The organism is Burkholderia pseudomultivorans (genome assembly GCF_001718415.1).
Lineage (GTDB): Bacteria > Pseudomonadota > Gammaproteobacteria > Burkholderiales > Burkholderiaceae > Burkholderia > Burkholderia pseudomultivorans_A.
The window spans coordinates 2,844,318-2,864,833 of sequence record NZ_CP013377.1; the positions used below are offsets into that span (position 1 = coordinate 2,844,318).

Below are 20,516 nucleotides of genomic sequence, written 5' to 3' on the forward strand. Positions count from 1 at the left end.
CTTGAGCAATGTCATCCGAATCGTCATCAGCGGGAGCCTCAACATGGACAACACCACGACCCAACCCAGCGCACCCCCTGCGCCGCGCATCGTGATCGTCGGCGGCGGCGCCGGCGGCCTGCAGCTCGCCACGCGCCTCGCCGACACGGTCGGCCGTCGCGGGCAAGCCGAAGTCGTGCTCGTCGACCGCTATCCGACGCACTTCTGGAAGCCGCTGCTGCACGAAGCCGCATCGGGCCATCGCGACCCGGCGTCCCACACGATCGAGTACGCGGCGCAGGCGAAGCGGCACGGCTTCCGCTTCGTGCAGGGCGCGCTGCAACGGGTCGACCGTGCAGCCCGCCTCGCGACGATCGGCGCCGTGCACGACGCCGACGGCACGGAGATCCTGCCGCAGCGCGAACTCCGCTACGACGATCTCGTGCTCGCGGTCGGCAGCGTGACGAACTTCTTCAACGTGCCGGGCGCGGCGCGCCACGCGCTGCCGCTCGAAAACGTCGACCAGGCCGAGGATTTCCGCCGCAAGTTCCTGGCCGCGTGCACGAAGGCGAACCATCTCGCCGAGCAGCAGCCCGCGCAGCGCGCGGCGCCGGTCTGCATCAGCGTGATCGGGGCGGGTGCGACCGGCGTCGAGCTGGCGGGCGCATTGCGTCATGCGATCCAGCAGCTGACGACGTATCGCTTCAAGGCGCTGGTGTCCGCACGCGACGTCCATATCCGGCTGATCGAAAGCGGACCGCGCATCCTGCCCGCGCTCGACGCGCGGCTCTCCGACAAGATGCATGCGCAGTTGCGCACGCTGAACGTCGACGTGCTGACGGACACGCGCGTGGCCGAAGTCGGCGCGGACGCGATCACGACCGCGAGCGGCGAACGCCTTCCGAGCGACATCACGATCTGGGCGGCCGGCGTCGCGGGGCCGGCGATCCTGCGCGAACTCGACGGCATCGCGCTCAACAGGTCGGGCCAGGCGATCGTGACCGACACGCTGCAGACGCCCGACGACCCGCACGTGTACGCATTCGGCGACTGCGCCGCGTGCCCGTCGTCCGGCGCGAGCGGGTTCCTGCCGCCGCGCGCGCAGGTCGCGCACCAGCAGGCCGTGTACCTCGGCAACGCGTTCGCGCGCCGTCTCGCCGGCAAGCCGGTCGAAGGCTTCACGTTCCGCGACGCGGGCACCGTCGTGTCGCTCGGCGACGCGGGCGCCGTGTACCAGACCGAGCTCGGCATGCGCTCGCGCTCGCTGATCGTCGACGGGCTCGCCGCGATCGGCCTGTACAAGTTCCTGTACCGCAAGCATCTGTTCAGCGTGTACGGCCTCAAGCGCGCGCTGTTCCAGTCGCTGAGCCACTGGCTGCAGCGTCGCAACCAGCCGTCGATCAAGCTGCACTGAACGACGGCCCGCAACAGCACGGCATCGCGAAACGGCGTATCGGGCGGGAGTCGCCCGATACGCCGTTTTCACATCGTGGGTCCTTGCATGCGATTCGTGCACGATCGCGGTGCATCGCATCGACGCGCGTCGATGCGGCAATTTTTTCGCTGAAACGCTTGCGCTGCGCGCATCCCGCGCCGGTTCTGCGTCGCCGCCGATTCATTAGTCGAATCGTATGGGTTGGCGAAAAAGATTAATTGGTTCTGTTTTTCGGTTCGACGCTAAGGTAACTGCCATTCCCGTCCGCGAACGGATCGTCACGTCTCTGGAGAGGAATCACCGTGGTCATCGAAGCCATCGTCACCCGACTCGACGCCGCATTCGAACAGATCGAAGCGACACCGGATTCGCACGAATCGCGCCATCAGCGCGACGCGATCCTCCAGTGGCTCGACAGTGCGTCGGAGCAGGGGTATCGTCTCGGTCTCGTCACGACGCTGCCCGCCGCACGGCTCAGCGACATGTTCGAAGGCCAGTTCGGCCGCGCCAGCCTCGACCGCTTCTCGGTCGTCGTGACCGATGCGAATCAGCAGGAATCCATAGCAAATCAGCATCCGTTCGACGTCGCGCTGCAAGCGCTCGGCGTGCCGCCGGAACGGGCGGTCGGCGTGGCGAGCAGCGAGCCGGAACGGCGCGAAGCCGAGCGCTTCGGGCTGTCGCGCTGCGTGCGGATCACCGATACGATGCGCTCGATCGCGTCGGCAGGGCTGCACTGAGCGCAAACGCGACGGGCGTTTCTTGCCGGGGATGCGTTGCCGGGACGCCCGGCGTCGAAGCAAGGCCGCGGTTTCCCGCCCACATGGCTGCGTGAGTTCCGTCGTCCCGGCACATCGGCCGCGCCCCCTTGTCTCCCGCCCTGTTCGGACCGAACTCCGGTTCGCCCGCATGGTCGAACGAGCATCGCCGGAGACACGAATGAAACACCTTGGCCCTATCGCGGCATCGATCATGCTTGTGTTTGCCGCCACCAGCTTGCCGACCGTCGCCGCCGCCAGCCCGGGCGGCGCGTCCCCCGTGCCCGCGGCCGGCAGGAACTGCGTCCCCGCAGGCTCGTCCGACGTGGCGCGACAGCCCGGATCGCCGGCAAAGCCGCCCTCGATCCGCGTCTGCGTGAGCGATTCCAACACGCAGCTGAACCTACCCTGGTTTCTGACCGACGTCATCGACGCCGTGAACACGCGCCAATCGCCCGGCGCGCTGCTTCACCGCATGCGGCAGGATTTTTGAATCGCAACGCGTCCGGCACGACCATGCCTTGAGAACGGGTTTCCGACCCGACTTTCGCTGCACGCGTCAACAACCCTTCGCCTGCCTGCCCCGACCGATGCCTACCGCCATCCTGCTGCGCGCCAGCCATTCGCATCTGTATCCCGGCAGCTTCGTCGCGATCGACGGGGCGCGCCGCATCACGACACCCCGCCCCGCCGTGATCGAATTCGCCGACGGCTCGGGTGCGACCGCGACGCTCGAACGCCGCGACGACGATGCACTCGAACTCGCGGTGGACGCGTACGTCACGCAAAAACGGCATGCGATCGTCGCGAAGCGCTGGCTGCTGCGTGCCGAAAACGCCGCGAACGCGACGTGGCGCGTCGCCGCGCGCATCGACGACGCGCAGGCGTGACAGGCGCGGTCGCTATTCGGCGCACCGGTCGGCGAACGCCGTCACCGCGTCGCGCGACCGGAGCATGATCCTGTCGCCGCCAAAACGTTCGAAAATCGCCCGATGGCCGTCGTACGAACTGGAGCCGCGCCTCGACCGATAGGACCCTGCCCAGCGAAGCAGCAGCTCGAACGAATCCGCGGTGCCGCCGCGACGCATGCCGCGCTGCCGGATGTTCGCGACGCACTCGGCTTCGTCGACACAGAGCCAGACGAGCGCGGTCGCGTCCGACTGCACTTCGTCGACAAGCCAGCCGTAGATGCCCTCCATCACCCAGCGCTCGCCGCGCGCCGCCGCCCGGGTCAGGCGGATCGCTTCGTCCCGGTCGCGCGCGACGTCGTAGCCGCCGGGAAGCCAGTGAAACCAGTCGAGATCGATGCAGTCCGCGCCAAGCCGGGCGGCAAGACGCGCGGCCAGCCAGCTTTTCCCCGAACCCGAGTTACCGATCACCAGCGTCTTGCGCAAATCCATGTCGAATCCAGTCGTGGAAGGGTTCAGCCCGAACGTCGACGCACGGGCGCTCGCGAATGGACGAGGTCAGGCGCTCGCTTCGCGTCGTTTTGTCGGCAGGCGTCAGCATGAAATCCGGTAGCCGTCGTCGCGCTGCACGACATGCGCGAGCGCGACGCGATCAGTATTGAGCAGTTCGCGCAGGAACGCGGGCTGCACGTCGATGTCGGCCAGCCGATCACGCGCAAACCACGCGAACGTCAGCCCCTTGTCCGGCTCGGCGCCGCGATGCGTGGCCGTCACGTCCAGCAGCGGCGATCCGGCCTCGAGGCTTGCATCGAAATAGAGGCCGATCTCGTGATACCGGCGTCCATCCCAGTCGTAGAAGTTCTCGGCAATGCACAGCATCTTCCCGGCGCGAACGCGCGCGCCGACCTCTTCGTGCATTTCGCGGACGATCGTGTCGGCGGCGGCCTCCCCCGGTTCGACACGACCGCCGGGCAGGCTCCAGAAGTCGTCGCCGTCGCCCCGATGCAGCAGCACGTATTCGCGCTGGACGATGACGGCGGCGGCCCTCAGGTTGAAACGGTAACTTCCAGCATCGAACGAAATCATGGTGGCGGCGGGTGGACGGCAGGAACGCGCTATTTCACCCAAGTGCGCAGCCGGCCGCAAGTCCCCGCGAGTCCATCCCCATTTCACCGATGCCCGGCATAAACACGCCCCAGGCGCTAAAATCCGCCGCCTGGACATCCACGACGGACAAGCGTTTTGACGGCGTTCGAGCAGGGCTTCATCCTCACCCGCCACTGGCGGGACACCGCGACCGGCATCGAGGTCGAGTTCTGGCTGGCAACCGAACTCGGTCCGCGCCGCGTGCGGCTGCGCCCGCAGGAAGCCGTCGCGTTCGTGCCGGCCGACCAGCAGGCGCTCGCCGAACAGACGCTCGCCGGCGAACGCGATGCCGAGCTGCGGCCGCTCGCGCTGCGCGATTTCCGGCAGCGCCCGGTCGTCGGTCTCTACTGCCGGCGCTATCGCCATCTCGCCGGGCTCCAGAAGCGCCTCGTCGCGGCCGGCGTCGATGTCTACGAAGCCGACGTGCAGCCGCCCGATCGCTACACGATGGAGCGCTTCATCACCGCGCCCGTGCAGTTTCGCGGCAAGCCGGGCCGCGACGGCACGCTGCTCGACGCCGAGCTGAAGGCCGCGACCGGCTACCGCCCCGCGCTGCGCTGCGTCTCGCTCGACATCGAAACCAGCATCCACGGCGAGCTGTATTCGATCGCGCTCGAAGGCTGCGGACAGCGCGACGTGTTCATGCTCGGCCCGCCGAACGGCGACGCGGGCGCCGTCGATTTCCGCCTCGCCTACTGCGACAGCCGGCCCGCGATGCTCGCGCGACTGAACGACTGGTTCGACGCGCACGATCCCGACGCGATCATCGGCTGGAATCTCGTGCAGTTCGACCTGCGCATCCTGCACGCGCATGCGGAGCAGTACGGCGTGCCGCTGAAGCTCGGGCGCGGCGGCAGCGTGCTCGACTGGCGCGCGCACGGCCAGCAGCCCGATCATTTCTTCGCTGGCGCGGCCGGACGCCTGATCCTCGACGGCATCGACATGCTGAAGTCCGCGACCTGGACCTTCCCGTCGTTCAGCCTCGAATACGTGTCGCAGCAACTGCTCGGCGAAGGCAAGTCGATCGACAATCCGTATCAGCGGATGGACGAGATCCAGCGCCGCTTCGATCACGACAAGCCCGCGCTCGCGCGCTACAACCTGAAGGACTGCGAGCTCGTCACGCGCATCTTCGCGAAGGCCGACCTGCTGTCGTTCGCACTCGAACGCGCGACCGTCACGGGGCTCGCGGCCGATCGCACCGGCGGCTCGGTCGCCGCGTTCACGCATCTGTACCTGCCGCGCATGCACCGGCTCGGCTACGTCGCGCCGAACCTCGGCGACGTGACGGGGCAGAACAGCCCCGGCGGCTTCGTGATGGATTCGCGCCCCGGCCTGTACGACTCGGTGCTCGTATTCGACTACAAGAGCCTGTATCCGTCGATCATCCGCACGTTCCTGATCGATCCGGTCGGGCTGATCGAAGGGCTCGCGCAGCCGGACGACGCTGCGTCGGTGCCGGGCTTTCTCGGCGCGCGCTTCTCGCGCACCGCGCACTGCCTGCCCGGCATCGTGCAGCGCGTGTGGGAAGGCCGCGACGACGCGAAGCGCCAGCGCAACGCGCCGCTGTCGCAGGCGCTGAAGATCATCATGAATTCGTTCTACGGCGTGCTCGGCTCGACGGGCTGCCGGTTCTTCGATCCGCGCCTCGCATCGTCGATCACGATGCGCGGTCACGAGATCATGCATCGCACGCGCGAGCTGATCGAGGCGCAGGGCTTCGAGGTGATCTACGGCGATACCGATTCGACGTTCGTCTGGCTCGGCCGCGCGCATGACGACGACGAGGCAGCCCGCAAGGGCCGCGCGCTCGTCGAGCACGTGAACCGCTGGTGGCAGACGCATCTGCGCGAGCGCTTCGGGCTGGAGAGCGCGCTCGAACTGCAATACGAGCGGCACTACCGCCGGTTCCTGATGCCGACCGTGCGCGGCGCGGAGGAAGGCAGCAAGAAGCGCTATGCAGGCCTGGCGATGACAGCCGACGGCGGCGAGGACATCGTCTTCAAGGGACTCGAAACGGTGCGCACCGACTGGACGCCGCTCGCGCAGCAGTTCCAGCGCGAGCTGTACCGGCGCGTGTTCAGGCGGGAGCCGTACCAGGACTTCATTCGCGACTACGTGCGACGCACGCTGGCGGGCGAATTCGACGACCAGCTCGTCTATCGCAAGCGCGTGCGCCGGCCGCTGCGCGAATATCAGCGCAACGTGCCGCCGCACGTGCGCGCAGCGCGCATCGCCGACGAATTCAACCAGGCCAGCGGCCGGCCGCTTCAATACCAGCGCGGTGGCTGGATCAGCTACGTGATGACGACGGCCGGGCCCGAGCCGCTCGAGACGATGCGCTCGCCGATCGATTACGCGTTCTACGTGAGCCGTCAGGTGCAGCCGGTCGCGGACGCGATCCTGCCGTTCCTGCGGGACGATTTCGAACGGGTCGTGTCGGGGCAGGGGCAGCTGTTTCTCGAATGAACGCGTGCCCGGCCGGCTAGAATAGCGGCCTGCTGCGCGTCCCGCCGCAGCCGGAGGACACCCATCATGACCGCACGTCGCGGCACCGCGGTCGCCATCGCGCCCGGTTACGAAACCACCCGCCTGTCGAAAGCCCGGAAAACCTTCAACGCGCTCGTCGAGCAAATCGACAAGCGGCGCGAACGCCTCGGTGCGTGGGAAGCCGTGATGCCGGCGTTCCAGAAGAAATTCGTCGACGGGTTGCTGCCGCTCGAACAGGCGTCGAGCGCGTTGCGGATCAGACTCGTCCATCTGCTCGACGACGCGTTTCTGAAAAAAGGACTCAGCAAGGCCGAGCAGCGCATCCTGTCGGGGTTGATCGCCGACATGGCGCGCGATCTGCTCGACGTCGGCGACGACGCGCAACTGAAAATCGTCTACAAGCGGCACGGCGCATCGGGCATCGACAGCGACGCAATGACCGATCGCAAGGCGGCGAAAACGAAGGCGGGACCGACGCCCGGCGACGAACCGGCCGACGATCTCGACACGCTGTCGCCCGACGAACTCGCCGCACGCATACAGGCCGAACTCGACGCCCAATTCGAGCGCGACATGGCGAGCCACGCGGCCCGCGAAGCGCAGCGCGCCAGGCGCAGGAAAGCGCCAAGGCAAGCCGCCGCGCAGGCGCGACGCGAAGCCGAGCAGGCGGCATCGAGCCGGTCGATCCGCGAGATCTACCGCAAGCTGGCGAGCGCGCTGCATCCCGATCGCGAACCCGATCCGCGCGAACAGGAACGCAAGACCGTGTTGATGCAGCGGGTCAACGACGCTTATGCGAAAGGCAAGCTGCTGCAACTGCTGGAGCTGCAGCTGGAGATCGAGCAGATCGACCAGCACGCGATCGACAGCTTCGGCGAAGAGCGGCTGGCGCGCTACAACGGCATCCTCGAAGAGCAGCTGCGCGAACTGGATCAGGAAATCCTGCACGTCGAAGCCGATTTCCGGCGCACCTACGGGATCGCGTCATCGGTCAAGCTCGCGCCGGATACGGTCATGCGCATGCTGGCGCGCGACATGGCCAGTGTGCAGCGCGGCATCCACGAGTTGAATGTCGCGCTGCGCGAGTTCGAGGATCTCGACAAGGTCAGGGACTGGTTGAAGGACGTGAAGCGCGGGAGTCGCTTCGATGACTAGCGGTAAACCCGCCCATCACCCCATATCGCGCATCAGCTCCACAAGCCGCTCGCGCAGCCAGCGATTCGCCTGGTCCTGATCGGCGCTGCGATGCCAGTAGCAGAAGTATTCGAGGCCGGGCATCTCGAACGGCAGTTCGAGAATGCGCGCCGGATAGCGCTGCAGCAGCCGCAGCGGCGCGGTCAGCGCGAGATCGCCGCGCATCGCGATCAGCGGCGCGACCATGTAGTGCTGCACGCGCATCTGGATGTTCCGGCGCAGCCCGAGCCGCGTCAGCTCCGCATCGACGTGGCCGCTGCCCTTGCGGCGGCTCGACACGTGGATGTGCCCCATCGCCAGATAATCGTCCATCGACAACACGTCGCCGTCGAACGGATGACCGTCGCGGATCATGCACGCGTAGCGGTCGCGCACGAGCGGCGCCTGGTGCAGGTGCGGGTCGCCGATCAGCGGCGCGTCGATCGCGATGTCGACGGAGCCGTTCGCCAGCGCGGTCGCCACTTCGCGACGGTCCAGCGTATAGCTGCGCACATGCATGCCGGGCGCATGCCGCTGCAGCAGTTCGCCGAGCGCGGGCAGCAGCAGCGCTTCGGTCAGGTCGCTCATGCTCAGGCGGAACACGCGCGTCGACGACGCCGGATCGAACACGTCGCCTTCGTGTGCGCTCGAATCGAGCAGCTGCAGCGCCTCGCGCACGCGGCCGACGATGTTCTCCGCCATCGGCGTCGGCATCATCCCGGCCGGCGTGCTGACGAACAGCGGATCGTTCAGCGATTTGCGCAGCCGCGCCAGCGCGTTGCTGACGGCAGGCTGCGTGAGGTTCAGCACTTCGGCCGCGCGCGTCAGGTTGCGCTTGTTGTAGATCGCGTCGAATACGACGAACAGGTTCAGGTCAATCTTCGATAGGCGCATCGCCGGGCCTCCTTGCCGGCATGTTACGGCGTGCGCCGCCGGTTCGTCCATGTCGGTGCCGCGTGGCCCGGTGCTCAGCCGCGCGGCGGCGGCGTCAGGTACGGCGCCGTCGCGCCGCGCTCGCCGCCCTTGATCTCCATCCGCGCGATCGACTGCAGGTGCACCTCGTCCGGACCGTCGGCGAAGCGCAGCGCGCGGCCCCAGGTCCAGTGATCGGCGAGCGGCGTGTCGGGACTCAGGCCCATCGCGCCGAACAGCTGCATCGCGCGGTCGCATACGGTCGTATGCACGTTCGGCACCAGCGCCTTGATCATCGAGATCTCCTTGCGCGCCGCCTTCGCGCCGACCTTGTCGATCATCCACGCGGCCTTCAGCACGAGCAGGCGCGCCTGGTCGATCTCGATGCGCGAGCGCGCGATCCATTCGCCCACCGTGCCGTGGCGGTTCAGCGGCTTGCCGAACGCCTCGCGCGACTGCGCGCGATCGATCATCAGTTCGAGCGCGAGCTCGGCCGCGCCGATCGAACGCATGCAGTGATGGATGCGGCCCGGCCCGAGGCGCGCCTGCGCGAGCGCGAAGCCGCTGCCTTCTTCGCCGAGCAGGTTGCTCGCCGGCACGCGCACGTTGTCGAAGGTGATCTCGCAATGCCCTTCCGGCGCGACGTGATTGACGACCGTGATGTTGCGCACGACCGTCACGCCCGGCGTGTCGCGCGGCACGAGGATCATGCTCTGCTGCCGGTGCGATTCCGCATCGGGATCGGTCTTGCCCATCACGATGAAGATCCGGCAGTTCGGATGCGCGGCGTTCGTGATGAACCACTTGCGGCCGTTGATCACGTAGTCGCCGCCGTCGCGCGTGATCCGCGTCGTGATGTTCGTCGCATCCGACGACGCGACGTCGGGCTCGGTCATCGCGAACGCCGAACGGATCTCGCCGCGCAGCAGCGGCATCAGCCACTGCTCGCGCTGCGCGGGCGTCGCGAACATGTGCAGCAGCTCCATGTTGCCGGTATCCGGCGCATTGCAGTTGAACACCTCCGAGGCCCAGCCGACGCGCCCCATGATCTCCGCGAGCGGCGCATATTCGAGGTTGGTCAACCGCGTGCCGGGCTCGTCGTCCTTCAGGTGCGGCAGGAACAGGTTCCACAGCCCTTCGGCCTGCGCGCGCGCCTTCAGCTCTTCCATGAACGACACCGGATACTGCCCGGCATGCACTTCGTCGTTCCACTGGCGAATGCGCGGCACGATGTACGCGTCCATGAACGCGCGCACGCGGCCGCGCAGTTCTTCCACTTTCGGGGTATAGCCAAAGTCCATGATCGACTCCTCGATTCGGTTCCGTCAGTAAGCCGAGACGCCGCCGTCGACGGCGACGGCCTGCCCGGTCAGATAGGTGTTTTCCTTCGCGCACAGCATCAGCATCGTCGCGACGACTTCGTCGGGCCGGCCGAGCCGCTTCATCGGCGAACCCTGCGCGAGAAAGTCCTGCCGGTCGCCCATGTCGCTGTCGGTGACCATCGGCGTCGTGCTGTAGAACGGACACACCGCATTCACGCGAATGCCGTGACGCGCGTATTCGAGCGCGGCCGTCTTCGTCAGCCCGACCACCGCGTGCTTGGCCGCCGCGTAGGCAGCCAGCTTCGGCGCGCCGCCGAGCCCCGCCATCGACGCGACGTTCAGGATCACGCCTTCGCGCTGCGCGAGCATCTGGCGGATCTGATGCTTCATCCCGAAGAACACGCCCTTCGCGTTGACCGCGAAGCTCATGTCGAGATCGGCTTCGTCGGTGTCGACCAGCGCCTTCATCGGCGGCGCGATGCCCGCGTTGTTGATGCCGACGTCGAGACGCCCGAAGCGCGCCGCGGCGGCCTCCACGAGCGCGGCGACGTCCGCTTCGCGGCGCACGTCGCAGCGCTGCGCGATCACCTCGGCGCCCGCTGCGCGCAGCGGCGCGACGACGCGTTCGAGCCCGTCCGCGTTCAGGTCGCCGAGCGCGAGCCGCGCGCCCATCGCGGCCAGCTCGCTCACGAGCAGCGCGCCGAAGCCGCTCGCGGCGCCGGTGATCATCACGGCCTGTCCGGCGTAGCTGTCGAGCTTCATCGCGCGCTCAGATCGTCAGGCCGCCATCGACGACGATGCATTCGCCGTTCGTGTAGCTCGCCGCGTCCGACACGAGATACAGCACCGTGCCGGCCATCTCGCGCGGCTCCGCATGGCGACGCAGCGGGATCTTCGCCATCCAGGCCTCGTAGATGGCCTTGTCCGCGAACAGCGCGCCGGCGAACTTCGTCTTCGTGAGGCCCGGCAGCAGCGCGTTCACGCGGATGCCGAACGGCCCGCACTCCTTCGCGAACGCCTTCGTCATGTTGACGACCGCGGCCTTCGTGATCGAATAGATGCCCTGCCGGTCGCCCGGCTGCAGCGCGTTGACCGACGCCGTGTTGACGATCGCGCCGCCGCCCTGCGCCTTCATCAGCTTGCCGGCCTCGACCGACATGAAGAAATAGCCGCGGATGTTCACGTCGACGGTCTTCTCGTACGCGGCGAGATCGGTATCGAGGATGTGGCCGAAATACGGATTCGCGGCCGCGTTGTTGACGAGGATGTCGAGACGCCCGTGCCTGCCGCGCACGGTTTCGAACGTCGCGGCGATGTCCTCGAGCCGGCCGACGTGACAGGCCAGCGCCTCGGCCCGGCCGCCCGCCGCGACGATCTCGTCGGCGACGGCCTGGCAGTCGTCGAGCTTGCGGCTCGACACGATCACGTGCGCGCCGTGCTGCGCGAGCAGCTTCGCGATTTCCTCGCCGATGCCGCGGCTCGCCCCCGTCACCAGCGCGATCTTGCCGGTCAGGTCGAACAGATTGCTTGCCATGCTTCGCTCCTCCATGAATGTTGTGTTCTGCCGGCGCTCAACGATGCGCGTCGATCACGCGCACGGCCTCGCCGGCGAGCCGGCCGGCCATCGCGCCGACCCGCAGCGCCTGCGCGCTCGACGCATTGCCCTGCAGCGCGCGCGCCTTCACGCCCTGCACGATCGCCGCGAGCCGGAAAAAGCTGAATGCGAGATAGAAGTGCCAGTCGCGAATCGGCGCGATGCCGCGCAGCGCGCAATAGCGCTCGACGATCTGCGCTTCGTCCGGCACGCCGAGCGCGGCGCGGTCCTGCCCCGCGATCCCCCGCACCTGGCCGTCGGCCGGCAGGCGCAGGCACATGCAGAAATACGCGAGATCGGCGAGCGGATTGCCGAGCGTCGACAGCTCCCAGTCGAGCACGGCCTGCACGCTGTAGCTGTCGCGCTCGAACATCAGGTTGTCGATCCGGTAGTCGCCGTGCACCAGCGACGGCCGGCCTGCGTCGTCCGGGCAGGCCTTCGGCAGCCAGTCGATCAGCGTTTCCATCGCGTCGATCCGTTCCGTCTCGGCCGCGCGATACTGCTTGGTCCATACGCCGATCTGCCGCTCGAAGTAGTTGCCGGGCCGGCCGTAGTCGGCGAGTCCGACCGCGTCGACGTCGACGTCGTGCAGCGCGGCCATCGTCTGCAGCACCGCGTCGTAGCAGGCTGCACGATCGGCCTTCGGCAGCTCCGGCAGCGCGGGATCCCAGAAGATCCGCCCGTCCTCGTAGCTCATCACGTAGAACAGGCTGCCGATCACGTCGCGGTCCTCGCACAGGTGATACGGATGCGCGACCGGCACCGCGGTGCCCGACAGCGCGCTCAGCACGCGGAACTCGCGATCGACCGCGTGCGCGGACTTCAGCAGTTCGCCCGGCGGTTGCCGGCGCAGCACGTAGCGGCCGCTGCGGGCGTGCAGCAGAAAGGTCGGGTTCGACTGGCCGCCGGCAAACTTCTCCGCATCGACCGGCCCTTCGAATCCCGGCACATGGTCTTCCAGATAGCGCGCAAGGCGGGCAACGTCGAGTTGCTGGGTGGTGTTCGTCGTCATCGTCGCGATCGTTCGTGGTCAGCCGTAGGTTCGAAACGCGTGTCGCTCCGGATCCTCCAGATGCGGGATGCCGTTGAACGACGCGACGTGGAACGCTTCGGCGTTGAAGAAATACTGCGAAATGCTGCTGTTGCGAATCTGCAGGTTCAGCGCGATCGCGCTCGCCGGCGGCGCGGCCAGCACCTGCTGCAAGGTGACGGCGATCGGGCCGCCCGAACTCACCGCGAGCACGCGCTGGCCGCCGCCGTGGCGGATCGCGGCGCGCGCGTCGGCGACGCGCTGCTGGAAGTGCGCCCAGGTCTCGGGCGCGGCGGGCCCGAGCTTGTCCTCCGACCACAGCTGCAGCAGTTGCCTGAGCGCCCGGAAATAGTCCTTCATCGATCCGGCCGCGAGCTGCGCGAGCGCCGGGTAGTCGCTGGCCGCCACCGCAAACAGCCCGTGAAAATCGTATTCGTCGAGGCCCGGATGGCGATCGCAGGCAGCGTCTTCGCGCCCCATCCCGCGCAGGATCGCCGCGAGCGTCTGCGTGTGCCGGTTCAGCGTGCCGCAGATCAGGCGGTCGAACGCGAGGCCCTGCCGCGCGAAATACTCGCCGAGCCACACGGCCTGCTGCTCGCCGACGGCGGACAGCCGGTCGTAGTCGTCGGTGCCGAACGACGCCTGCCCGTGCCTTACCAGATAGAGTTCTGCCATCGCATGCCAGCCAGATCGGAACAGAAGGCCCAGCATAGCGACCGGGATTGCATTTTTGAAATTTATTTTCTGAATCAAACAGTATTCATCGAATGAATTCCGCCGTGCGGGCGGCCGGTTCGCCGGCTGTCGGGCGTCGCGGCACAGGAATTGCGGTATCCGCGGCGTCGTGTCGACTTTATTCAAGGAGGAGTGCGATGCTCGGAACAATACTTATCGTCATACTGATCCTGATCCTCATCGGCGCCTTTCCTGCGTGGCCGCACAGTCGCAGCTGGGGCTACTGGCCGTCGGGGACCGTCGGGCTGATCGTCGTCATCGTCGTGATCCTGGTGCTGATGGGCCAGATCTGACGTCCTCCACCGCCGGCGGGCGGCGAGGACGTCGCAGGCAAGGCGCCGACCGGTCATGCGGCATGCCGGTCGACCGCGGCCTGCAGCGACCGATCCGCCGCCGGCGTCACCAGCACGATCTTGCCGATGTGGCGCCCGGAGTCCATCAGCGCATGCGCGGCGCGCGCATCGCGAAGATCGAACAGCCGATAAACCTGCGGCTTCACGCTGCCTTGCCGGATCAGCGGCCACACGGCCGCTTCCAGTTCGCCGATGATCTGTGCCTTCTCCGCGTGCGTGCGCGAACGCAGCGTCGAGCCGATATGCGTGAGCCGCTTCGTCAGCATCGGGAACAGGTCCAGCTCCTTCGCCGGCCCCTTGATCACGCCGATCTGCACGATGCGGCCGTTGACCGCCGCCGCCGCGAAATTGCGTGCGACGTAGTCGCCGGCGATGATGTCGACGATCACGTCGACGCCCTTGCCGTCCGTATGGCGCGCGACCGCTTCGACGAAATCCTCGCGGCGGTAGTCGATCGCGTGATCGGCGCCGAGGCGCACGCTCGCGTCGCGCTGCGCGTCCGAGCCGACGGTCGTGATGATCTTCGACGCGCCGAACGCCCTGGCGAGCATCGTCGCCGTAGTGCCGATGCCGGACGCGCCGCCGTGGATCAGCACGCTTTCGCCGGCCGTGAACCGGCCGCGCTGGAACAGGTTCAGCCAGACCGTCATGAAGGTCTCCGGCATTGCCGCCGCTTCGGCCATGCCGAGGCCTTGCGGAATCGCGAGCGTGTTGTGCTCGTCGGCCACCGCATATTGCGCATAGCCGCCGCCCGGGATCAGCGCGCATACGCGATCGCCGATCGCGAAGCGCGTGACGTCGCGCCCGATCGCGACGACCTCGCCCGCGATCTCCAGGCCCGGGATGTCGGACGCGCCCGGCGGCGGATCGTACAGCCCCTTGCGCTGGAACACGTCGGGGCCGTTCACGCCGGCCGCGTGTACGCGGATCAGCACTTCGCCGGGGGCCGGCGACGGCACCGCGCGCGTGGTGGGCACCAGTACTTCGGGGCCGCCGGGACGCACGATCTCGATCGCGGTCATGTCGGCGGGCAGGGTTTGCATGTCATCAATCACGATATGATCCTCAACGTCGTCGATGCGCGGCCGATTCGCGGACCTTCCCCGAATCGCGGCATCGCCATGGGTGTGAAGGCAGTCTAGGGGCGATGCCGCGCGCCGGCACGCAGCGAATTGCCGGTCGGGGAATGCAAAAATGCATCAGTCTGGACAATCGATGAACTGGGACGACGCGCGCGTCTTCCTCGCGATCCATCGCGAGCGCACGCTGCGCCGCGCGGCGCAGACGCTCGGCGTCGATCAGGCGACGGTCGGCCGGCGCCTCGCGACGCTCGAGCACCAGCTCGGCGCGACGCTGTTCCTGCGCTCGTCGAAGGGCTATCTGCCGACGCCGGTCGGCGAACTGGCGCTGCGCGCCGCCGAGGCGATGGAGCAGCACGCGCACGAGCTGGTCCGGCTGACGCAGGGCGTCGACCGGCGGCTCGCCGGCGACGTGAAGGTCACGACGACCGATGCGCTCGCAATCGAGTTCGTGATGCCGTCGATCGCGCGGCTGCATGCGAAGCATCCCGACGTATGCGTGTCGCTGAATACGTCGACGCAGGTCCTGAACCTCGCGAAACGCGAGGCCGACATCGCGGTGCGCACCGTGCGGCCCGCCAACCCCGATCTCGTCGCGCGCCGCCTCGCCTGCTGGGACATGGGACTGTTCGCATCCCCCGACTATCTGCAGCGGCACGGCGAGCCGACCCGCGGCACCGCCTTTGCGGGACACGACCTCGTCGTCTACCAGCCGTATATCGATGCGAGCCGCCGGCCGGCCATTGCCGGCGAGCCGATCGGCGACGCACGCATCGTCGCGCGCATGAATTCGAGCCTGATGATGCGCGCCGCGCTGCGCGCGGGCCTCGGCATCGGCGAGATTCCCGTGTACATGGGCGAGCGCGACGGCCTCGTGCGCGTGTGGCCCGGGCAGCTACGCGAAGCCCCGTACGAAGTCTGGCTCGTCACGCATCGCGACCTGCGCCACACCGCGCGCATTCGCGCGACCATCGACGAGATCGTGTTCGCGTTCGACGCGCCCCGATAAGCGGCGGCCGAGGCGCGGTCGGGCCCGCGGCTGCGCGAGGTCACGCGCGCCAGCTGCCGCAAGCGCCTTGCGCCGCGCGGCTCAATCCACACGCCGCCACACCGAGATCGGTACATCGCCGTTTGGCCGCGGCGGGACGCGATAGCTCAGTTCATTGCCCTTCAGCTCGTAGCTTCGCACCTGCGCCTGCCCGACCCAGTTCGGAAACGACGAATCGGTGATGTGGAACGTCAGCGTGCGCTGCGCCGCATCGACGTCGAGCGTGCCGTAATGGGTGCTGGACCCGAGCACGGCCTCGCGATACTCATCCGGCGTGCCCTTGCTCTTGTCGTTCGAGCCGAAGCGCGGACGTTCCGACTTGAAGATCTGCAACGAGTAGTTGCCGCGCGCATCGATCAGCAGCAGCCCGTGCGGGGCGGCACCGTAGTCGCGGCCAAGCGTGCCGTCGGGATGCCGGACGTCCGCGGCGACGAGCGTCCACGTGCCCGCGAGCGACGGCACGGTCGCGGCGCTGCCCGGCACCACCAGGGCGGCCAGCAGCATGCCCGGCACGCCGGTCGTGAAGATCGAGTGGCGTTTCATTCACCCTCCTTTGCGCAAGCTTTGAAAGAAAGACGCGCCGGACGCTGCGGTGCCGCTCATGTTTCGCGATGCCGACCGGCGCGATCCACTTGATGGTAGCGACGGCGACATGCAATAAATACGATAATTCGAAATCGACTTATAAGAAAAACCGCATCATGACGCTCCCCAATCTCGACATGGATGCGCTGCGCACGCTGCTCGCCGCCGACCGGCTCGGCAGCCTCAATCGCGCGGCGGACCGGATCGGCCGCTCGCAATCGGCGGTCAGCCAGCAGATGCGCAAGCTCGAAACGCAGGTCGGGCAGCCGCTGTTCCGGCGGCAGGGGCGCGGCCTCGTGCCGACGGCAGCGGGCGAGCTGCTGTTGTCGTATGCGCGCCGCATGCTGGAGTTGAACGACGAGGCCGTCCAGGCGATCCGCGGTTCGGCGCTCGAGGGCGCGGTACGCTTCGGGCTGCCCGGCGATTTCGCGGAATCGTGGCTGCCGACCGCGCTCGGCCAGTTCAAGCGCACGCATCCGGCGGTGCGCGTCGAGATCGTCGTCGAGCGCAACGGGCAGCTGCTCGAACGGCTCGATCACGGCGAACTCGACCTCGTGCTCGCGATGGGCCACGCGCAGCGCGTGGACGCCGAGCCGCTGGTCACGCTGCCGATGGCCTGGATCGGCCCGTCGGGCCGCGACATCCGGCCGCGGCCCGGGATGCCGCTCGACCTCGCGCTGTACAAGCCGCCGTGCATGTTCCGCAGCGCAGGCACCGATGCACTCGACCGCGCGGGCATCCCGTGGCGGGTCGCCTATACGACGGGCAGCCTGCAGAGCCTGTGGGCGGGCGTCGCGGGCGGACTCGGCATCACGCTGAGAACGATGGCCGGCGTCCCGCCGACGCTGCGCCGGCTCGGCGAGCGCGAGGGCCTGCCGCCGCTGCCGTCGGTCGAAGTGTGCATTCACTCGGGCCAGCGGGACGCGCCGCCGGCGCTCGCCGGCCTGAAGCGCGTCGTGGTCGACAACCTGATCGCCAATCTTGCCGACACGCGGCAGGAACCGGGGCTGCTCCCCGGGTAGACGGGGCCACGGATATCGCGCGCCCCGCCGCCGCGGTCCGGGCCACTCTTTTATAATGCGAACGATATTCATTTTTCTTTCGCAGCCGTCATCCCATCATGCGTCTCTCGAATCTGACCAAACACACGCCGGCCCTGGTCGAGCGTGTCGACGATGCCCAGCCCCACGACCCGATCGCGCAGCGGCTGCGCGATCTCGGCTTCGTGCGCGGCGAGCCGGTGCGCGTCGTCGCGTGCGGGCCGTGGGGCGCGGATCCGCTGCTGATCCAGGTCGGCTCGACGCGCTTCGCGCTGCGTCGCGCCGAAGCGGAACGCGTGAGCGTCAGCGTGCCGGAGGACGCCCGGTCATGAGCGCCAATGCATTGCGTGTCGCGCTGGTCGGCAACCCCAACTGCGGCAAGACCGCGCTGTTCAACCAGCTGACCGGCGGGCGGCAGAAGGTCGCCAACTACGCGGGCGTCACGGTCGAGCGCAAGGTGGGACGTTTTGTCGCGCCGTCGGGCCGGCAGATCCAGGTGCTCGACCTGCCCGGCGCGTACAGCTTCGATTCGACGAGCCCCGACGAACGCATCACGCGCGACGTGCTGCTCGGCCGCCATCCGGGCGAGGCGCCGCCCGACCTGGTGGTTTGCGTCGCGGATGCGACCAACCTGCGCCTGCACCTGCGTTTCGTGCTCGAAGTGCAGCGGCTCGGCCGGCCGGTCGTGCTCGCGCTGAACATGATGGATGCGGCCGAACGCCGCGGCATCCGGATCGACATCGACGTGCTGGCGCGCGAACTCGGCGTGCAGATCGTGCAGACCGTGGCGGTGCGGCGCGGCGGCGCCAGCCGGCTCGTCGACGTGCTCGACCGCGCCGTCGCGAACGCGCCGGCGGCCGCGCCGCCCGCGGCAGACGACACCGACGACGACACGATCCACGCGCGCGTGCGGGCGCTGCTCGCGGCGGCCGTCGTGATGCCGCGCGCGACCGACGTGCGCGACGACCGGATCGACCACTGGGCGCTGCACCCGGTGTTCGGGCTCGTGATCCTCGCCGCCGTGATGTTCCTGGTGTTCCAGGCGGTCTATTCGATCGGCAAGCCGATCACCGACGCGATCGGCGACGGCTTCACGTGGCTCGGCGCGCTGGCCGGCGCCCATCTCCCCGACGGGCCGCTGCGCGGTCTCGTCACCGACGGCCTGATCGGCGGCCTCGGCACCGTGCTCGGCTTCCTGCCGGAGATCCTGGTGCTGTTCCTGTTCATCCTGGTGCTGGAGGAATCGGGCTACCTGCCGCGCGCCGCGTTCCTGCTCGACCGGATGATGGTGTCGGTCGGGCTCACCGGCCGCTCGTTCATTCCGCTGCTGTCGAGTTTCGCGTGCGCGATTCCCGGCGTGCTCGGCACGCGCAGCATCACCGACCCGCGCGACCGGCTCGCGACGATCCTCGTCGCGCCGCTGATGACGTGCTCCGCGCGCCTGCCGGTCTATGCGCTGCTGATCGGTGCGTTCATCCCGTCGCAGCGCGTGCTCGGCATCTTCAACCTGCAGGGCGTCGTGCTGTTCGCGCTGTATGCGGCGGGGATCGGCGGCGCGATGCTCGTCGGCTGGATCATGAAGAAGCTGCGCGGCCCGCAGGGCGAGCACGCGCTGCTGATGGAGCTGCCGTCGTATCGCCTGCCGCGCGTGCGCGACGTCGCGATCGGCCTGTGGGAGCGCGGTTCGATCTTCATGAAACGGCTGACCGGCGTGATTCTCGCGCTCACCGTGCTGATGTGGTTCATCTCGACGTTCCCGTCGCCGCCGGCCGGCGCGGTCGGCCCCGCGATCGACTACACGTTCGCCGGCTACCTCGGCCGCGCGCTGCAGTATGTGTTCGCGCCGCTCGGCTTCAACTGGCAGATCAGCCTGTCGCTGATCCCCGCGTTCGCCGCGCGCGAAACCGCGGTCGCCGCGCTCGCGACGGTCTATGCGGTGAGCGGCGGCGACGCCGATATCGCGAGCGTCGGCCACGCGCTCGTCGCCAACTTCTCGCTCGCGAGCGCGCTGTCGCTGCTGGTCTGGTTCGCGTTCGCGCCGCAGTGCATGTCGACGCTCGCGGTGATTCGCCGCGAGACGGGTTCGTGGCGCAACGTCGCGATCTCGTTCGGCTACATGTTCGTGATGGCGTACACGGCGTCGTTCGTCACCTACCAGCTCGCGAGGGCGCTGACATGAGCGCCGGCCTCGTCGCGCAATACGCGGTGATCGCCGCGCTGGTCGCGGCCAGCGCGCTGTTCATGTTCCGCAAGCTCGCGCCGAAGCCCGCGTCGCGCTGCCAGCGCGCCGTCGCGCTCGCGCTGGTTCGCACGCGCGCGCTGCGCTGGCTCGGGCAGCGGCTGATGCCGGGCGCGGCGGCTGCGGCCGATTGCGGCGACGGCTGCAGCACCTGCGGCGCATGCGGCACCGACGGCGACGCGACGCCGTCGGCGAGCGGCGAACAGCCGCTTACGTTTCATTCGCCCGCACGGCGGCGATGAAACCCGCGATCGGCCTGCGTCCCGCCTGCGCGGCCGACCTGCCGTTTCTGCTGACGCTGCGCCGGCTCACGATGACCGCGCATCTGCAACGCGTCGGCGCCCCCACCGACGACGACTCACACCATCGCCGCATCTCGGCGCACTTCGACGACGCCGCCATCATCTGCGAAGGCGATCAGGCAATCGGATTGCTGAAGGTCTCGCGGTCCGCCGACGAATGGCACATCCATCAGCTCCAGCTGATGCCTGCGCATCAGGGCCGCGGCATCGGCCGCGCCGTGCTCGGCAGCGTGCTCGCCGACGCGGCGCGCGCGAACGTGCCCGTCTCGCTCAGCGTGCTGCACGGCAATCCCGCGCGACGGCTGTACGAGCGGCTCGGCTTCCGGCTCGTGTCGGAAACGGCCACCAGCGCCCGCCTGGTCTGGCACGCGTGACGGCTCGCGCGCGGCCG

At 68.3% G+C, this 20,516-nt stretch carries 23 protein-coding genes; 13 read left to right on the forward strand and 10 right to left on the reverse strand.

All coding sequences use genetic code 11. From position 1 onward, the window contains the following. The first annotated feature begins 43 nt into the window (after positions 1 to 43). The 4 genes from WS57_RS12300 (at position 44) to WS57_RS12315 (ending at position 3,059) form a co-directional block, all read left to right on the forward strand. On the forward strand, positions 44 to 1,393 hold the full coding sequence (locus WS57_RS12300; RefSeq protein ID WP_069244277.1) for an NAD(P)/FAD-dependent oxidoreductase: 1,350 nt from the start codon (positions 44 to 46) through the stop codon (positions 1,391 to 1,393). A 323-nt stretch (positions 1,394 to 1,716) separates the two neighbouring features. Further along, positions 1,717 to 2,151 carry a hypothetical protein gene (locus WS57_RS12305; RefSeq protein ID WP_009694230.1) on the forward strand — a complete coding sequence of 145 codons (435 nt, stop codon included), beginning with the start codon at positions 1,717 to 1,719 and terminating at the stop codon, positions 2,149 to 2,151. A gap of 199 nt (positions 2,152 to 2,350) precedes the next feature. Continuing rightward, positions 2,351 to 2,662 carry a hypothetical protein gene (locus tag WS57_RS12310; RefSeq protein WP_059516277.1) on the forward strand — a complete coding sequence of 104 codons (312 nt, stop codon included), beginning with the start codon at positions 2,351 to 2,353 and terminating at the stop codon, positions 2,660 to 2,662. Positions 2,663 to 2,759: 97 nt separating this feature from the next. After that, positions 2,760 to 3,059: a hypothetical protein gene (locus WS57_RS12315; RefSeq protein ID WP_009694228.1), complete on the forward strand. Its 300-nt coding sequence runs from the start codon at positions 2,760 to 2,762 to the stop codon at positions 3,057 to 3,059. 12 nt (positions 3,060 to 3,071) lie between these two features. Here WS57_RS12315 and WS57_RS12320 read toward each other — a convergent pair whose 3' ends face one another. Both WS57_RS12320 and WS57_RS12325 read right to left on the reverse strand, forming a co-directional pair. Next, on the reverse strand, positions 3,072 to 3,569 hold the full coding sequence (locus WS57_RS12320) for a hypothetical protein (protein ID WP_009694227.1): 498 nt from the start codon (positions 3,567 to 3,569) through the stop codon (positions 3,072 to 3,074). Between the two features lie 102 nt (positions 3,570 to 3,671). Continuing rightward, positions 3,672 to 4,223 (reverse strand): NUDIX hydrolase, encoded by a 552-nt coding sequence (locus WS57_RS12325; protein WP_230945583.1) that lies wholly within the window; start codon positions 4,221 to 4,223, stop codon positions 3,672 to 3,674. A gap of 96 nt (positions 4,224 to 4,319) precedes the next feature. Between WS57_RS12325 and WS57_RS12330 the strand changes: the two genes are divergently transcribed. Together WS57_RS12330 and WS57_RS12335 are read left to right on the forward strand one after the other, a co-directional pair. Then, positions 4,320 to 6,692 (forward strand): DNA polymerase II, encoded by a 2,373-nt coding sequence (locus WS57_RS12330; protein WP_069244278.1) that lies wholly within the window; start codon positions 4,320 to 4,322, stop codon positions 6,690 to 6,692. Positions 6,693 to 6,758: 66 nt separating this feature from the next. After that, positions 6,759 to 7,868: a J domain-containing protein gene (locus WS57_RS12335; protein ID WP_059604327.1), complete on the forward strand. Its 1,110-nt coding sequence runs from the start codon at positions 6,759 to 6,761 to the stop codon at positions 7,866 to 7,868. A gap of 15 nt (positions 7,869 to 7,883) precedes the next feature. Here WS57_RS12335 and WS57_RS12340 read toward each other — a convergent pair whose 3' ends face one another. The 6 genes from WS57_RS12340 to WS57_RS12365 all read right to left on the reverse strand — a co-directional run bounded on the left by WS57_RS12340 (position 7,884) and on the right by WS57_RS12365 (position 13,419). Further along, positions 7,884 to 8,780, reverse strand: a complete 897-nt coding sequence (locus WS57_RS12340; RefSeq protein ID WP_009694223.1) for a LysR family transcriptional regulator — start codon at positions 8,778 to 8,780, stop codon at positions 7,884 to 7,886. Between the two features lie 74 nt (positions 8,781 to 8,854). Beyond that, a complete protein-coding gene (locus WS57_RS12345; RefSeq protein WP_009694222.1) occupies positions 8,855 to 10,099 on the reverse strand; it encodes an acyl-CoA dehydrogenase family protein in 1,245 nt (414 codons plus the stop codon). 24 nt (positions 10,100 to 10,123) lie between these two features. After that, a complete protein-coding gene (locus WS57_RS12350; protein WP_069244279.1) occupies positions 10,124 to 10,882 on the reverse strand; it encodes an SDR family NAD(P)-dependent oxidoreductase in 759 nt (252 codons plus the stop codon). A gap of 7 nt (positions 10,883 to 10,889) precedes the next feature. Then, a complete protein-coding gene (locus tag WS57_RS12355; protein WP_009690710.1) occupies positions 10,890 to 11,654 on the reverse strand; it encodes an SDR family oxidoreductase in 765 nt (254 codons plus the stop codon). A gap of 37 nt (positions 11,655 to 11,691) precedes the next feature. Then, on the reverse strand, positions 11,692 to 12,726 hold the full coding sequence (locus WS57_RS12360; protein ID WP_059516286.1) for a phosphotransferase: 1,035 nt from the start codon (positions 12,724 to 12,726) through the stop codon (positions 11,692 to 11,694). An 18-nt stretch (positions 12,727 to 12,744) separates the two neighbouring features. Then, positions 12,745 to 13,419, reverse strand: coding sequence for a histidine phosphatase family protein (locus WS57_RS12365; RefSeq protein ID WP_069244381.1), 675 nt, complete (start codon positions 13,417 to 13,419; stop codon positions 12,745 to 12,747). Between the two features lie 197 nt (positions 13,420 to 13,616). Here WS57_RS12365 and WS57_RS12370 point away from each other — a divergent pair, with 197 nt between their 5' ends. Then, positions 13,617 to 13,772 carry a DUF3309 family protein gene (locus WS57_RS12370; protein WP_009690707.1) on the forward strand — a complete coding sequence of 52 codons (156 nt, stop codon included), beginning with the start codon at positions 13,617 to 13,619 and terminating at the stop codon, positions 13,770 to 13,772. Between the two features lie 53 nt (positions 13,773 to 13,825). Here the strand turns inward: WS57_RS12370 and WS57_RS12375 are convergent, their stop codons facing one another. Then, positions 13,826 to 14,854, reverse strand: coding sequence for an NAD(P)H-quinone oxidoreductase (locus tag WS57_RS12375; protein WP_059516369.1), 1,029 nt, complete (start codon positions 14,852 to 14,854; stop codon positions 13,826 to 13,828). Positions 14,855 to 15,047: 193 nt separating this feature from the next. On the opposite strand from WS57_RS12375, the gene WS57_RS12380 reads away from it, so the two are divergent. Next, positions 15,048 to 15,920, forward strand: a complete 873-nt coding sequence (locus tag WS57_RS12380) for a LysR family transcriptional regulator (protein ID WP_040130667.1) — start codon at positions 15,048 to 15,050, stop codon at positions 15,918 to 15,920. Between the two features lie 81 nt (positions 15,921 to 16,001). Here WS57_RS12380 and WS57_RS12385 read toward each other — a convergent pair whose 3' ends face one another. After that, positions 16,002 to 16,502 (reverse strand): lipocalin-like domain-containing protein, encoded by a 501-nt coding sequence (locus tag WS57_RS12385; RefSeq protein ID WP_009690704.1) that lies wholly within the window; start codon positions 16,500 to 16,502, stop codon positions 16,002 to 16,004. Positions 16,503 to 16,660: 158 nt separating this feature from the next. Between WS57_RS12385 and WS57_RS12390 the strand changes: the two genes are divergently transcribed. The 5 genes from WS57_RS12390 to WS57_RS12410 all read left to right on the forward strand — a co-directional run bounded on the left by WS57_RS12390 (position 16,661) and on the right by WS57_RS12410 (position 20,499). Further along, positions 16,661 to 17,566 carry a LysR substrate-binding domain-containing protein gene (locus WS57_RS12390; protein ID WP_059604330.1) on the forward strand — a complete coding sequence of 302 codons (906 nt, stop codon included), beginning with the start codon at positions 16,661 to 16,663 and terminating at the stop codon, positions 17,564 to 17,566. A gap of 98 nt (positions 17,567 to 17,664) precedes the next feature. Then, positions 17,665 to 17,916 carry a FeoA family protein gene (locus tag WS57_RS12395; RefSeq protein WP_009690701.1) on the forward strand — a complete coding sequence of 84 codons (252 nt, stop codon included), beginning with the start codon at positions 17,665 to 17,667 and terminating at the stop codon, positions 17,914 to 17,916. Beyond that, positions 17,913 to 19,763: a ferrous iron transporter B gene (feoB, locus tag WS57_RS12400; protein ID WP_059516292.1), complete on the forward strand. Its 1,851-nt coding sequence runs from the start codon at positions 17,913 to 17,915 to the stop codon at positions 19,761 to 19,763. Before WS57_RS12395 ends, feoB begins: the two co-directional genes overlap by 4 nt. After that, positions 19,760 to 20,065, forward strand: coding sequence for a DUF6587 family protein (locus tag WS57_RS12405; RefSeq protein ID WP_059516293.1), 306 nt, complete (start codon positions 19,760 to 19,762; stop codon positions 20,063 to 20,065). Before feoB ends, WS57_RS12405 begins: the two co-directional genes overlap by 4 nt. After that, positions 20,062 to 20,499: a GNAT family N-acetyltransferase gene (locus tag WS57_RS12410; protein WP_069244280.1), complete on the forward strand. Its 438-nt coding sequence runs from the start codon at positions 20,062 to 20,064 to the stop codon at positions 20,497 to 20,499. The genes WS57_RS12405 and WS57_RS12410 overlap by 4 nt, the downstream gene beginning before the upstream one ends. Positions 20,500 to 20,516 lie beyond the last annotated feature (17 nt).